This window comes from Micromonospora sp. NPDC005252 (assembly GCF_042872475.1).
Lineage (GTDB): Bacteria > Actinomycetota > Actinomycetes > Mycobacteriales > Micromonosporaceae > Micromonospora.
Genome location: NZ_JBIAKN010000005.1, coordinates 284,260 through 298,286 on the forward strand (window position 1 = coordinate 284,260; position 14,027 = coordinate 298,286).

The 14,027-nt window shown below is 71.5% G+C and carries 14 protein-coding genes; 6 read left to right on the forward strand and 8 right to left on the reverse strand.

The genetic code is table 11. The features are described from left to right. Window positions 1–51 precede the first annotated feature (51 nt). A complete protein-coding gene (locus ACFYPH_RS17465) occupies window positions 52–1,458 on the reverse strand; it encodes an NAD(P)-binding domain-containing protein (protein WP_387182827.1) in 1,407 nt (468 codons plus the stop codon). Between the two features lie 14 nt (window positions 1,459–1,472). Then, complete coding sequence (locus tag ACFYPH_RS17470) at window positions 1,473–1,970, reverse strand: N-acetyltransferase family protein (protein WP_355067450.1); 498 nt, start codon at window positions 1,968–1,970, stop codon at window positions 1,473–1,475. A gap of 98 nt (window positions 1,971–2,068) precedes the next feature. Here ACFYPH_RS17470 and ACFYPH_RS17475 point away from each other — a divergent pair, with 98 nt between their 5' ends. From ACFYPH_RS17475 to ACFYPH_RS17495, 5 genes are all read left to right on the forward strand, one after another. Further along, window positions 2,069–2,452 (forward strand): metalloregulator ArsR/SmtB family transcription factor, encoded by a 384-nt coding sequence (locus ACFYPH_RS17475; RefSeq protein ID WP_355067451.1) that lies wholly within the window; start codon window positions 2,069–2,071, stop codon window positions 2,450–2,452. After that, window positions 2,443–3,549, forward strand: coding sequence for an ACR3 family arsenite efflux transporter (arsB, locus tag ACFYPH_RS17480; RefSeq protein ID WP_387182831.1), 1,107 nt, complete (start codon window positions 2,443–2,445; stop codon window positions 3,547–3,549). Before ACFYPH_RS17475 ends, arsB begins: the two co-directional genes overlap by 10 nt. Further along, the gene (locus ACFYPH_RS17485; RefSeq protein ID WP_354857206.1) at window positions 3,546–3,953 is read left to right on the forward strand and encodes an arsenate reductase ArsC; all 408 of its coding nucleotides are present in this window, start codon (window positions 3,546–3,548) and stop codon (window positions 3,951–3,953) included. The genes arsB and ACFYPH_RS17485 overlap by 4 nt, the downstream gene beginning before the upstream one ends. A gap of 503 nt (window positions 3,954–4,456) precedes the next feature. Next, window positions 4,457–5,851: an enolase C-terminal domain-like protein gene (locus ACFYPH_RS17490; protein ID WP_387182835.1), complete on the forward strand. Its 1,395-nt coding sequence runs from the start codon at window positions 4,457–4,459 to the stop codon at window positions 5,849–5,851. Between the two features lie 8 nt (window positions 5,852–5,859). Further along, window positions 5,860–6,582, forward strand: a complete 723-nt coding sequence (locus ACFYPH_RS17495) for a FadR/GntR family transcriptional regulator (protein ID WP_354857210.1) — start codon at window positions 5,860–5,862, stop codon at window positions 6,580–6,582. Between the two features lie 73 nt (window positions 6,583–6,655). On the opposite strand, the gene ACFYPH_RS17500 is transcribed toward ACFYPH_RS17495, so the two are convergent. From ACFYPH_RS17500 to ACFYPH_RS17510, 3 genes are read right to left on the reverse strand one after another with little or no spacing between them, the layout of a single operon-like run. Beyond that, complete coding sequence (locus ACFYPH_RS17500) at window positions 6,656–7,471, reverse strand: ATP-binding cassette domain-containing protein (RefSeq protein WP_354857211.1); 816 nt, start codon at window positions 7,469–7,471, stop codon at window positions 6,656–6,658. After that, the gene (locus tag ACFYPH_RS17505) at window positions 7,471–8,523 is read right to left on the reverse strand and encodes an ABC transporter substrate-binding protein (protein WP_354857214.1); all 1,053 of its coding nucleotides are present in this window, start codon (window positions 8,521–8,523) and stop codon (window positions 7,471–7,473) included. The genes ACFYPH_RS17500 and ACFYPH_RS17505 overlap by 1 nt, the downstream gene beginning before the upstream one ends. A 40-nt stretch (window positions 8,524–8,563) precedes the next feature. Further along, window positions 8,564–9,571, reverse strand: a complete 1,008-nt coding sequence (locus ACFYPH_RS17510; protein WP_354857216.1) for an ABC transporter permease — start codon at window positions 9,569–9,571, stop codon at window positions 8,564–8,566. 734 nt (window positions 9,572–10,305) lie between these two features. Here ACFYPH_RS17510 and ACFYPH_RS17515 point away from each other — a divergent pair. Beyond that, on the forward strand, window positions 10,306–11,736 hold the full coding sequence (locus ACFYPH_RS17515) for an endo-1,4-beta-xylanase (protein ID WP_387182841.1): 1,431 nt from the start codon (window positions 10,306–10,308) through the stop codon (window positions 11,734–11,736). 16 nt (window positions 11,737–11,752) lie between these two features. On the opposite strand, the gene ACFYPH_RS17520 is transcribed toward ACFYPH_RS17515, so the two are convergent. From ACFYPH_RS17520 to ACFYPH_RS17530, 3 genes are all read right to left on the reverse strand, one after another. Beyond that, the gene (locus ACFYPH_RS17520; RefSeq protein WP_387182844.1) at window positions 11,753–11,953 is read right to left on the reverse strand and encodes a hypothetical protein; all 201 of its coding nucleotides are present in this window, start codon (window positions 11,951–11,953) and stop codon (window positions 11,753–11,755) included. 57 nt (window positions 11,954–12,010) lie between these two features. Beyond that, on the reverse strand, window positions 12,011–12,724 hold the full coding sequence (locus ACFYPH_RS17525; protein WP_387182847.1) for a GAF and ANTAR domain-containing protein: 714 nt from the start codon (window positions 12,722–12,724) through the stop codon (window positions 12,011–12,013). 151 nt (window positions 12,725–12,875) lie between these two features. Continuing rightward, window positions 12,876–14,024: a serine hydrolase domain-containing protein gene (locus ACFYPH_RS17530; RefSeq protein WP_387182850.1), complete on the reverse strand. Its 1,149-nt coding sequence runs from the start codon at window positions 14,022–14,024 to the stop codon at window positions 12,876–12,878. Window positions 14,025–14,027 lie beyond the last annotated feature (3 nt).

Consider the following 14,027-nt stretch of genomic DNA (forward strand, 5'->3'; position numbering starts at 1 on the left):
TGGCGGCGCCCGCGGGCCCGGGGGCCGGCGGACGCCGCCGTCGCGGGGACGTCAGCTGGCGCAGCAGCCGCCGGCCTGGCCATCGGCGGGCGCGGTGTCGACGGCGACGAGGCTGAGCAGCCCGCCGGAGACGCCGGTGGCCAGCCCGCGTCGGGCCGGCTCGGCGGCCGGCGTCGGGCCGCAGCAGCTGTCGCCGCTCACCGAGTCGGCGGCGTTGCTGGAGCACACGCCGGTCTCGGGCAGGTCGAGCTGGACGTCGCGGGCGGCGGCCCAGTCTCCGGCCAGGGCGGCGACGACCGAGCGGACCTGCTCATAGCCGGTGGCCATGAGGAACGTCGGCGCCCGACCGTAGGACTTCATGCCGACGGCGTGGTAGCCGACCTCCGGGTGGGTGAGCTCGTCGATGCCGTGCGGAGGCACGGTGCCGCAGGAGTGCTCGTTCGGGTCGATCAGCGGGGCGAGCGCGCGGGTCGCGCCGAGCACCGGGTCGAGGTCCAGCCGCAGCTCGGCGGTGATCGAGTGGTCCGGGCGGAACCCGGTGGCCGCGACGACGCGGTCCACGAGCACCGACTCCTCGCCCCCGTCGGCGTGCCGGACGACCACCCGGACGCGCCCGTCGGCCGGTGTGAGGGCGTGCACCCAGAAGCCGGTGAGCAGCCGGACTCGGCCCGCGTCGACGTGCCCCCGCAGCCGCGCGCCGAGAGCTCCGCGCGCCGGCAGGGCGTCGGCGTCCCCGCCGCCGTACGTGCGCGCGGGCGAGGTGGTGCGGATCGCCCAGGTCACCTCGGTGCCCGGCTCGGTGGCGGCCAGGTCCGCCAGGGACAGCAGGGTGTTCGCCGCGGAGTGACCGGCGCCCACGACGAGCGTGTGGCGGCCGGCGAAGCGGTCCCGGTCGGCGCCGAGCACGTCCGGCAGCGCGTGTTCGAGGTACGCGGCCACGTCGGCCTCACCCCGGGCGGGCAGGCCGGACGCGCCGAGGACGTTCGGGGTGCCCCAGGTGCCGGAGGCGTCGAGCACGGCGCGGGCCAGCAGCTCGTCACCGTCGGCGAGGCGGACCAGGAACGGCGTGGTGTCGCGGCCTGCGGTGCGCAGCCGGTCGAGGCCGAGGCGGCTGATCGCCTGGACCCGGGCGCCGTAGCGGACGTGCGGCTTGAGCTGGGGCAGCTCCGCGAGCGGCTGGAGGTACGCGCGGACCAGCTCCGCCCCGGTCGGCAGGGCCTCCGGGTCGGGGGCGAGCCAGCCGGCGTCGTCGAGGATCCGGCGGGCGGCCGGGTCGATGTTGTAGCGCCAGGGCGAGAAGACCCGCACGTGGCCCCACTGGGCGACGGCGGCGCCGGGGGTGTCGCCCGCTTCCAGGACGATGAAGGGCAGGCCGCGTTCGTGCAGATGGGCGGCGGCGGCGAGGCCGGTCGGGCCAGCGCCGACGACCACGACGGGAAGGCTGTCCAGGGCGTTCATCGGGTAACTCCTTGTCAGGTGATGGTGGGGCTGCGGCGTTCCAGCAAAACCACGTCGCGCCAGCGGTCATGGTGGCGGCCGATCCGCTCCCGGACGCCGATGACACGGAACCCGGCCCGCCGGTGCAGGGCCAGACTGCCGGTGTTCTCCGGGAAGATGCCGGACTGGATGGTCCAGATGCCGGCCGCCTCGGTCGAGGTGATTAACGCGTCGAGCAACAGCCGGCCGACCCCGCGCCCCTGGGCCGCCGGGTCGACGTAGACGGAGTGCTCGACCACTCCGGCGTAGACCGGGCGGCTCGATGTCGGTGTGACGGCGACCCAGCCGAGGATGGCGTGGCTGCCGTCCACGGCCACGAAGCGGTGCGCGGTCAGCCGGGTGGCGTCGAACGCCCCCCAGGTCGGCGCGGTGGTCTCGAAGCTGGCGTCACCGCCGTCGAGGCCCGCCTGGTAGATCGTCAGGACGCGGTCGGCGTCGCCGGCGGTCATCGGGCGCGTGGTCAGGTCGGCCATCGGCGGGCTCCGTTCCGGTCTCGGACGGGGAGAGACTGTCTCGACGTCTGTCGAATCAGACAGTTGCACGCTGATTAGATGTCTGTCAACCTAGACTGATGTCGAAACAAGCGGCCGTGGACGTGCTGTGCTGTCCGCCCCTGTCCGAACGGCGTGTGCCGGCCGAGACCGCCGCCGCGCTCGCCCCCGCGTTCAAGGCCCTCGGCGACCCGGTCCGCCTGCAGCTCATGTCGATGATCGCCTCCGCCGAGGGCGGCGAGATCTGCGTCTGCGACCTCATCCCCGCGTTCGACCTGACCGGCCCGACCATCTCGCACCACCTCAGGACGCTGCGCGAGGCCGGGCTCGTCGACGCCGAGCGTCGCGGCACCTGGGTCTACTACCGCGCCCGGCCGACGGTCCTGCACCAACTCGCCGCGCTGCTCACCGTCGTCCCGACCGAGGCAGGCCCCGCTCCCGCCGCCCGGTCGGAATGCTCGTGAGCACCGCCACCCGCCAGGCCGACCCGGCCGCGAGCGCCGTCGTCGGTCGCCTCTCCCGACTCGACCGGTTCCTGCCGGTCTGGATCGGGCTGGCCATGGTCGTCGGGCTGCTGCTCGGCCGCCTGATCCCCGGGCTCGACGACGCGCTGGAGGCGGTGGCGGTCGGCGGTATCTCGCTGCCGATCGCGATCGGCCTGCTGGTCATGATGTATCCGGTGCTGGCGAAGGTCCGCTACGACCGGCTCGACACCGTGACCGGCGACCGCCGCCTGCTGGTCTCGTCGCTGGTCCTCAACTGGCTGGTCGGCCCGGCCGTGATGTTCGCCCTGGCCTGGGTGTTCCTGGCCGACCAGCCCGCGTACCGCACCGGGTTGATCATCGTCGGCCTCGCCCGGTGCATCGCCATGGTCGTCATCTGGAACGACCTCGCGTGCGGCGACCGCGAGGCCGCGGCGGTCCTGGTCGCGCTCAACTCCGTCTTCCAGGTCCTCGCCTTCGGCCTGCTCGGCTGGTTCTACCTGTCGGTGCTGCCCGGCTGGCTCGGGTTGCCGGGCGCCGAGTTGCGCGTCTCGGTCTGGGAGATCGCCCGCAACGTGCTCATCTTCCTCGGCATCCCGCTGCTGGCCGGTTACCTCACCCGCCGCCTCGGCGAGCGCGCCCGGGGTCGCGAGTGGTACGAATCCCGCCTCCTGCCCCGCGTCGGCCCCGCCGCCCTGTACGGGCTGCTGTTCACCATCGTGATCCTGTTCGCCCTTCAGGGCGACGCCATCATCGGCCGGCCGTTCGACGTCGCCCGTATCGCCCTGCCGCTGCTGGTGTACTTCGCGCTGATGTGGGCCGGTTCCTACGCTCTCGGCCGGGCGCTCGACCTCGGCTACGCGCGCACGACCACCCTCGCGTTCACCGCCGCCGGCAACAACTTCGAACTCGCCATCGCCGTCGCGATCGGCACCTTCGGCGTGGCCTCCGGTCAGGCGCTGGCCGGGGTCGTCGGGCCGCTGATCGAGGTGCCCGTACTGGTCGGCCTCGTCCACGTCTCGCTCCGGGCACGCCGCCGCTTCTTCACCCCACCCCTTGACCGAGAGGCGTCACGATGAGCGACAAACCCAGCGTCCTGTTCGTCTGCGTCCACAACGCCGGCCGCTCCCAGATGGCCGCCGGCTGGCTGCGCCACCTCGCCGGCGACACCGTCGAGGTTCGCTCGGCCGGCTCCGCCCCGGCCGAGACGATCAACCCCGCCGCCGTCCAGGCCATGCGCGAGGTCGGCATCGACATCACCGACCAGACCCCCACCCTCCTGGAGTACGCCACCGCGGAGTCCTCCGACGTCATCGTGACCATGGGCTGCGGCGACGCCTGCCCGGTCTTTCCCGGCAAGCGCTACGAGGACTGGAAGCTCGACGACCCGGCCGGCAGGGGCGTCGACGCCGTCCGCCCGATCCGCGACGACATCCGGACCCGGGTGGAGCAGCTCGTCGCCGATCTGGCCACCCTCGGCTGAGCACGGACAAGGCCGACACACGCCACCGCCGGCCGGCACCAGGACGGGACTCACCGACGGCAACGGCGTCCACATAGATGTGATGTATCGCCTCAGCGGCACCGGTGAGCCCGGCCTGAGCCGACGTCGGCCATCGGGGTGAACATCTAATCTTCATCGGGCCCCGGCCGATGTTCACGACAACCACCCGGCCCCGGCCGGGGCGGTGCCGGCCGACGCGGCCCGCAGCGCGGCAGAGCAGGTCGACCGCCCCTGCGGGAGGGTCGGCAAGCAGCGCCGGTGTCACACGGAACCCGTCGCGCCCTCGCCGTGTCGATCCGTCCATCCGGCCGGGCGGACGCCCCGGCGGGCGAGGAACGGACGCGGTAACCGGACGCCGCCAGAGAGCGTAAAACATTAGATCTATATTGGCACGGGTCGATCGATGTCGTTGACGCAGCCGATCGAGCCTCCGTATACTCCAAATGATCATCAGATCTTTAGCCTAGTCGGGCGAGGAGCGCATGCCGCAGATCACTGGCGTCACCGTCGAGGACGTCCGCTTCCCCACCTCGCTGACCGCTGACGGGTCCGACGCCATGAACAAGGACGGCGACTACTCGGCGGCCTACGTCATCCTGCACACCGACGGCCTCGACAGCGCCGGCGCACCGCTCGCCGGTCACGGCCTCACCTTCACCATCGGCCGGGGCAACGACATCGTCGTCGCGGCGGCGGTGCACCAGGCCCACCGCCTGGTGGGCATGGACGTGACGACGATGGCCGCCGACATGGGGGCCGTCTACCGCCTGCTCACCTCCGACTCCCAGCTGCGCTGGCTCGGGCCGGAGAAGGGCGTCATCCACCTGTCGCTGGCGGCCGTGCTGAACGCGGCCTGGGATCTGGCCGCGCGACTCGCGGACAAGCCGCTGTGGCGGCTGCTCACCGACATGTCCCCCGAGCAACTCGTCGACATCGCCGACCTGCGCTACCTGTCCGACGCGCTGACCCGGGACGAGGCACTGGCCATCCTGCGCGCCAAGCAGAGCACGAAGGCCGACCGTCTGGCCGAGCTGGCGCGCACCGGCTACCCGGCCTACACCACCTCGGCGGGCTGGCTCGGCTACGGCGACGACAAGCTGCGCCGGCTGTGCCAGGAGGCCGTCGACTCCGGCTACGGCTACGTCAAGCTCAAGGTCGGCGCCGACCTCGACGACGACATCCGGCGGTGCCGGATCGCCCGGGAGATCCTCGGCCCGCAGCGCAACCTGATGATCGACGCCAACCAGGTGTGGGACGTCGACCAGGCCATCGAGTGGGTCAAGGCCCTCGCCCAGTTCTCACCACTGTGGATCGAGGAACCGACCAGCCCGGACGACATCCTGGGCCACGCGGCCGTACGCCGTGCCGTCGCTCCCGTCGGCGTCGCCACCGGCGAGCACTGCCACAACCGGGTGATGTTCAAGCAGCTGTTCCAGGCCGAGGCCATCGACTTCTGCCAGTTGGACACCGGCCGGCTGGCCAGCATCAACGAGATCGTCGCCGTGCTGCTGCTCGCCGCGAAGTTCGACGTCCCGGTGTGCCCGCACGCTGGCGGTGTCGGGCTCTGTGAGATGGTCCAACACGTGTCGGTGCTCGACTACGTCGCCATCTCAGGGGATCTCACCGGCCGCGTGACCGAGTTCGTCGACCACCTGCACGAGCACTTCACCGACCCGTGTGTCGTCCGGGACACCGGCTGGGGCAGCGGTTACGTTCTGCCCAGCACGCCCGGCTACTCCACCCGGATGCACCCCGAGTCGATCGCGCGGTACCGGTTCCCCGACGGCCTCTACTGGGCCGCGGCAGACCCGGCTACGGTGTCATCTCCGGAGCCGTACGTGATCGCGGGTGGGCCGGCCACCCCCGCCGGCCGCTAGGAGGTGTCATGTCCCGCACCGACGAAGTGGTGAACGGCATCAAGCGGATGATCCTCGAAGGGACGTTCAAGCCCGGGGATCGGCTGCCCATCGAGAAGGACCTCGCCGAGTCCCTCGGCGTCTCGCGGGGATCGCTGCGCGAGGGGATGTCGGCGCTGTCGATCCTCGGCATCGTCAACATCCGCCAGGGCGACGGCACGTACGTCACCAACCTCGACGCGCCGCAACTGCTGGCCCCGATGGGCTTCGTCGTCGACTTCCAGGGGCAGGGCGACGGGCGGCACATCCACACCGTCCGCCGCCTGCTGGAGTGCGAGGCCGCCCGGTTGGCGGCGACCAGGATCACCGACGAGGCCCTCGCCCAGGCCGGGGAGCTGCTCGACGAGGCAGCCCGGATCGCCGGTCGGTCGCCGCAGGACCATGAGCGGATCATGGAAATCGACATCGCGTTCCACCGGATCATCGCCGCACACGCCGACAACCCGGTGCTCATCGGCCTGATCGAGGCGTTCGCCGGGCGCACCCTGCGCGGGCGACTCTGGCGGAGCCTGCACGAGGAGGGCGCGGACCGGCGTACCCACGACGAGCACGTGGCGATCCTCAAGGCCCTCCGGGCGCGCGACCCGGAGCGGGCCCGCACCCGGATGGCCAACCACCTGATCGGTGTGGAGGAGTCGCTACAGGGGTTGCCCGACGAGGGTGAGACGGGCGTCGACGCGCAGGCGCAGTGATCGCCCGCCCGCTCCGCGCGCCAACGGAACCGATGCCGGCCCCTCGCGCTCGGTCACGGGCGGGCGACCGCCGTCACCGCTCGTCCCGCTCCGCGCCGGTGCTCCCGGTCATCGCCGCGACCAGGTCGTCGGTGGTGACCTCGTCGGCACGCAGCCGGGCCGCCCGTCGGCCCAGGCGCAGCACCTCCACCCGGTCGGCGATCTCGAGCACCTGCGGCATGTTGTGGCTGACCAGCACCACCGACATGCCAGCGTCACGGGCCCGGCGGACGACGTCGAGCACCCGCCCGGTCTGCACGACGCCCAACGCCGCGGTCGGCTCGTCGAGGATGACCACGTTCGTCGCCCAGATGATCGCCCGCGCCACCGCCACGCACTGCCGCTGCCCACCGGACAGCATCGCGATCGGCGTGGTGACCCGGGGAATCCGCACACCCAGCTCGGCGAGCGCCGCGGCGGCCCCCTGCCGCATGGCGCGCTTGTCGAGAAGCCCCAGCCGGCCGAGCGGCCCGGAGCGCAGGATCTCCCGCCCGAGGTAGAGGTTGGCGGCGACGCTGAGATCGTCGGCGACCGCGAGATCCTGGTAGACGGTCTCCACTCCCGCGCGCCGGGCGTCCACCGGCGTCGCGAAGTGGACGGGACGACCGCCCACCCGGATCTCACCCTCGTCGGGCGGGTGCACACCGGACAGCGTCTTGATCAGCGTGCTCTTTCCGGCGCCGTTGTCGCCGATGAGGGCGACGACCTCGCCCTTGTGGACGGTGAAGTCCGCGCCGCGCAGCGCCTCGACGTGGCCGAACCGCTTGACGATGCCACGGGCTTCGAGCACCGGCGGTTCGTCGGCGGCCGGCTGGTCGGTCTCGACGGTGGTCGTCGGGGCGGCGTCCATCACTGCACCGGAGGGTTGGCGCAGCTGGGCTCGAGCACCGCCTTGATCTCCGCCGAGTCGATGTTCTTCTTGGTGACGAACGTGACGCCGGTGTCGGCCGACGCCAGCGGCGCCTTGTCCCGAAGGTGCTTGACCATCTTGTCGACGCCGAAGTAGCCCATCTTGAACGGGTTCTGCACGACCAGCGCCGAGATCTGACCGCTGCGCAGCCCCGCGATCTCGTCGGGGGCGGCGTCCCAACCGATGATGACCACCTTGCCGGACTTGCCGGCCGCCTGGATGGCCTGCGCGGCGCCGAGCACGCTCGGCTCGTTGGCCGCGAAGATGCCGGCGAGGTTGGGGTTCGCGGTGAGGATGTTCTCGGTCACCCGCCGCGCCTCGTTGACGTCACTGCGGCTGGGCTGCTGCCCGACCAGCTTGAGGTTGGGGAACTGCGCGAGGCCGGCCTTGAAGCCGTCGACCCGCTCGGTGTTGGTCTGCGAGCCGGGTTGGAACTCCACAAGCGCCACGTCGTGGTTGCCGGGGCCCAGTTCGGTGGCGAGCAGTTTGGCCGCCTCGACGGCCGACGCCTTGTTGTCGGTGGCGAAGAGCGGCACGCTCGACGGCTGGGGGCTGGTGCCCGAGTCGATCATCGCGACCGGGATGTCGGCGCCGAGCGCCTGGTCGGTGGCCGGCGCCAACGCCCGGGAGTCGGTGGCCGCGTAGACGATGCCGTCGACCTTCTTGGTGACGAAGTTCTGGATCAGGTTGACCTGGCCCTCGACGTCCGTCTCGGTCGTCACCCCGTCCCACTGGACCGTGACGTCGCCGGCGCGCTGCGCGGCGCACTCGGCGCCCGCCTTCACCGTGTTCCAGTAGTCGGCCCCGACAGCCTTCGGCACGACGGCGAGCTTCAGCGGCCCGGCCGCGTCCTTGGTCGCGCCGTCGCCTCCGTCGCGGACCTCGACTCCGCCGCACGCGCTGAGCAGAGCGGTCGCCGCGGCGACGGCGACGATGACCTGTGCGCGCAGAAGACGCCCTCGTGGCCGTCGGCTGGTGGTGGTGTGTGACATGGTGTGCGTCCTTCCTCTGTCGAACTCCGGGAACGGCATGTCAGCCCCGTGACTCCAGCCGCCGACGGCGGTACTGGTCGAAGTAGACGGCGGCCCAGATGATCAGGCCGACGATCACCTGCTGGTAGTGGATGCTGATGTCGAGCAGGACGGCGCCGTTGCGGACCAGGGCGATGAGGAAGGCGCCGATGATGGTCCCGACGATCCGGCCCTGCCCTCCGAACAGGCTGGCGCCGCCGATGACCGCGGCGGCGATGACGTCGAGTTCCAGCGATATACCGTAGTTCGGCTGGCCGGAGTTGACCCGGGAGGCGGCGATCATGCCACCCAGACCGACCAGCACACCCGCCAGGACGTACACGTACGTCAGGTGGCGGCCGACCCCGATGCCGGAGCGGCGGGCGGCTTCCAGGTTGGACCCCATGGCGTAGGTGTACTGCCCGAAGCGGGTCTGCGAGAGCAGAAACGCGACCCCGACGGCGACCACCGCGGTAATCACCACAGCGAACGGGATACCGATGATCTCGCCGTTGCCGAGCAGCTGGAACGATCGGGGCAGACCGTAGACGCCGACCGCCCCGGTGATGATGAAGACCAGGCCCCGGCCGACCGACATCGTCCCCAGCGTCGCGATGAACGGGGGTATCCGGGCGACGGTCACCAGCAGCCCGTTGAGCAGCCCGGCCAGGGCACCGACACCGATCGCGACCGCCGTCGCCGCCAGGAGCGGGAAACCCAGGTCACGGACGACCATCGCTCCCGCCACTCCGGCGAGAGCGGCGACCGAGCCGACCGACAGGTCGATGCCCCGGGTGATGATGACCATCGTCTGCGCGGCGGCGATGATGGCGATCACCGCGGTCTGCGCGCCGATGTTGAACAGGTTGTCAGCCGTCAGGAAGTAGGGACTGGCGAAACTCAACGCGATGAACAGGACGACGAGCGCGGTGGCCGCGGTGAACTCACTGAGCGCGTGCGAGATGCGCTCCCGCAACCAGTCGTTGAGCGCGCCGCCCTGGGGCTCCGCGGTCGCCTCGGCCGCACTCATCGCCGGGCCCGGCTCTCGTCCACTGTGTCCCCGGCTCGACACGCGTCCCCGCCGGTGATCGACGCATTCCTCAGCAACCGGACCTCCCCAGGACGTCACACACGGGCCTCCCCGCAGCGCCTGCGCGATAGATCGGATGTTTCCTGCGATCAGGCGTTACCTTCCCACGGTCACACTCATGTTGCCAAGGTCTTACAGGCATGTTGTGGCATCGTTATGCACGCTTCGCGCACCATACGTCCGACCAAAAAAGCGTTGCTGGCAAAGGGCTGCGGCGAACGCCCTTCGTCCACCATCGACCCGCCGTCGGATCAGGCCAGTGTTAGCGGTAACGCCTGGAACTCGCCGCGCGGGCGTCATCGCCGGAGATGCTCGCTGCCCGGCCACCGCTCACCTTGAGCATGTTATCGATAACATGCTATGTTCCGCCACGGAGTCGAGGGCACGTCCCTCCCGCTCGGAGTCACCGGCACCTCGAAGGGCATCGGGTCCCGCGACCCGGTCGACGGTCGGTGACCTGTCCGAGCCACACCTGTCCGGCGTACGCCGTGTTCCCGCGTCCGCGCACGCGGTCGCTCCGTCATGACGTCCGCCCTCAGGCATCGCCGTTGGCGACCTGTCGCACCGTCCCCGGGCCCGCCCACATCCACCCCGAGCGGTTTCCCACGGGCAGCCCACCGCCGGTCTGGCAGCGACCCTCGACTCCGGCCGCCACCACCTCGAAAGGCAGGACCATGGACAAGATCCCCGACGAACGCGCACCGCGACCCCGGTTCCGGGGCCGTCGGGTGCTGATGCCGCTCGCGGCCACCCTCGCGGCGGTCGCCGCGACGGTGGCGGTGACCTCCGCCGCCAACGCCGGCACCACTCTGGGTGCCTCGGCGGCCGAGAAGGGCCGTTACTACGGTGCGGCGGTACCCGCCTTCAAGCTGTCCGACAGCCAGTTCGCCACCATCGTGAACCGGGAGTTCAACCAGCTCACTCCCGAGAACGAGATGAAGTGGGACGCCACCGAGCCGCAGCAGGGTCGGTTCAGCTACAGCGGCGGGGACCAGATCGTCGCCCACGCCCAGTCGCACGGCATGATCGTCCGCGGCCACACGCTGCTGTGGTACCAGCAGCAGCCGGGTTGGGCGCAGGGCATGTCCGGCACCGCGCTGCGCAACGCCGCCATCAACCACGTCACCCAGGTCGCCACCCACTACCGCGGCAAGATCTACGCCTGGGACGTGGTGAACGAGGCCTTCGCCGACGGCGGCAGCGGCGGCCGACGGGACTCGAACCTGCAGCGCACCGGCAACGACTGGATCGAGGCCGCGTTCCGCGCCGCCCGCGCCGCCGACCCGGGCGCCAAGCTCTGCTACAACGACTACAACACCGACGGCATCAACGCGAAGTCCACCGGCATCTACAACATGGTGCGCGACTTCAAGTCCCGCGGCGTGCCGATCGACTGCGTCGGCTTCCAGTCCCACCTGGGCACCTCGGTGCCCAGTGACTACCAGGCCAACCTGCAGCGCTTCGCCGACCTCGGCGTCGACGTGCAGATCACCGAGTTGGACATCACCCAGGGCTCCAACCAGGCCAACGCCTACGCCCAGGTCACGCGGGCCTGCCTGGCCATTCCCCGCTGCACCGGCATCACGGTGTGGGGTGTCCGGGACAGCGACTCGTGGCGCGGCAACGACAACCCTCTGCTGTTCGACCGCTCGGGCAACAAGAAGGCGGCGTACACCTCGGTCCTCAATGCCCTGAACTCCGGCGGAACCCCCACCCCGACCACCCCGCCGCCCACGACCCCGCCGCCCACCACCCCGCCGCCGACCACTCCGCCGCCCACGACCCCGCCGCCCACGACCCCGCCGCCGACCGGTGCCGGATGCTCGGCCTCGGTGTCGCTGAACTCCTGGAACGGCGGCTTCGTCGCCACCGTCAAGGTCACCGCCGGTTCGACGGCCCTGCGGGGTTGGACGGTCCGGATCACGCTGCCCTCGGGCACCGCAGTCACCAACACCTGGAGCGCGCAGGCCAGCGGCTCGTCGGGCATCGTGGACTTCCGCAACGTCGACTACAACGGCCAGGTCGGCGCGGGAGCCAGCACCGAGTTCGGCTTCCAGGGCACCGGTGCCAGCCCGTCCGGCACCCCCACCTGCACCGCGAGCTGATCCGTCCCCTCTCAGCTCACCACCCCGGCACCCCCGGGGCGTCGCGGACGTGCCGCGCGCCCCGGGGGTGCCGTACTACCAGAAGATCAGATGGACGGCGTACGGACGCCTGGCCGTCCTGCTCCCGGGCCAGCGCCAGCGGGCCGGCCAGGCGTCGTCGACGTCGCCGCGCCACCGCCCGTACGCCAAGAAGCAGGAGCAGCAGCGCGAGGTGCACCCACGGCGGGGCCCAGGCGGTGACCGCGACGGACGTCCGGCGCAGGTCGGCGCCTGCTCACACCCGAGTCCTCTGGACCACCCTGGCAACCAGGGCCTCCGCGACGTCACGCACCTTGCGGTTGGTGTCCTGGGAAATCTTCGACAGCAACGCGAACGCCTCGTCCGGCGTGCACCGCCGCTCCCCCATGATGATCCCCTTGGCCTGCTCGATCACCGCCCGACTGCGCATCGCCTCCCGCAACTGCTCGGCCAGGGTGGCGGCGCTGTCGTACAGGTGGGCGTTGGCCAGCGCCACCGCCGCGTACGCGGCGAAGTGTTCCGCGACCGCGATCGCCGGCGGATCGAAGGCGTTCGCCGTGCCGCCGTAGACGTTGAGCGCCCCCACCACCGACTCCTGGATCGGCAGCCCGATCGACAACGAACTGCCCACGCCGACTTCACGCGCCCGCTGTGCCCACTGCGGCCAGCGCTGCTCGACGGTCATGTCCGGCAGGGAGATGGTGTCGCCGCTGGCGGAGGCGTCCAGGCACGGGCCCCGATTCTGCTCGTACTGCCGCTCGTCCAGCTCGCGGGCCAGATCGCCGGTGAACGCGGCGGTCCAACCCGCGCGATCCCGGACCAGGGTGACCGAGACCTCCCTGGCGCCGGGAACGCTCCGGTTGGCCAGCGTGGCCACCCGGCGCAGCATGTCGTCGAGGCTGATCTCGTCGAGTTTGATCCGGCTCAACTCGGCCAGCGCCTGCGCGGGATCCACCGGCGGCTCGGTCATCGCCGACGTCCGTGTCGGCCGGCACCCGCCGGCAGGTGGGAGTCGCGCACAGTCGGTCACCCCGTCGGATCGTGGCGGCATCTCGCTGCGTGGCCGCCGTCGACGTCCTGCCTACCCCGTGCGGCGCCGACTCACACCGCAGCCGGCCGGCTCAGGCGTCCAGGCTGGAGCGGACGGCAGCGGTCAACCGGTTGGCGCGCTCGTCGCCCGCGGAGTACATCTGGTTGACCACGTAGCCGAACCCCACCTCGTGGTGCGCGTCGGCGAAGGCGAGGTTTCCTCCGGCGCCGTCGTGGCCGAAGCTGCGCTCCCCGAGCAGCGGCCGCGCCGGCGGAGAGTGCAGCAGAAAGCCGCCGCCCCAGCGCTGGCCGGTGTCGGGCGGGCCGTGTCGCTGCTGACCCTGGGAGCGGACGACGACCGCGTCGTCCACCGACGCCCCGGTGAGCAGGGGGCCACCCCGCAGGTCGGACACGCAGGCCGCGTAGAGCCGCGCCAGGCCGTCCGCGGTGCTCACCGCGCCCGCGCCCGGGACGCCGGCGGCCTGGATGGCGGGGTCGTTGAAGCTGACCAGACCGTCGGCGTCGGCGGGGAAGGCGAACGCGCCACCCATGGTGATGCCCCGTTCGGCGACCGGGTCGACGAAGGGATCGGCGTCCGGCGGTGGCGCGAGATCCCAGGCGACGGTGTCGCGCTCGCTGGCGGGGAGCCCGAGCCAGGTCCGCAGTCCCAGCGGCCGCGCGAGGGTGTCGTGGAAGTACGCGCCGGGAAGCTGGCCGGTGACGCGGTGGATGACCTCGCCGACGAGCCACCCGTAGGTCATCGAGTGGTAGCTGTGCGCGGTGCCCGGCTGCCACAGCGGCGTCTGCGCCTCGATCGCCGCGACGACCGGGTCCCAGGCGAGCACCTCGTCGAGGGTCAGGGGCCGGTCCAGGGCCGGCAGGCCGGCCTGGTGGGTGAGCAGCCAGCGTACGGGGATGTCCGCCTTGCCGTGCTGACCGAACTCCGGCCAGTAGCGCGTCACGGGCGCGTCGAGGTCCAGCCGCCCCTGCTGCGCCAGCAGGTACGCGCAGATCGCCAGGATTCCCTTGGTGCAGGAGAAGACGACGGCCGGCGTGTGCGCCGTCCAGGGCCGTCCGGTGCGGGTGTCGGCCAGCCCGCCGTACAGGTCGACGACCTTGCGGCCCCGCACGTAGAGGGTGACCGCGGCGCCGACCTCGCCCCGGGAGGTGAAGTTGTCGCGGAACGCGTCGGCGACGCGCCCGTAGCGTTCGTCGACGTCGCCGTGGATCTGCGTGGCCACTGC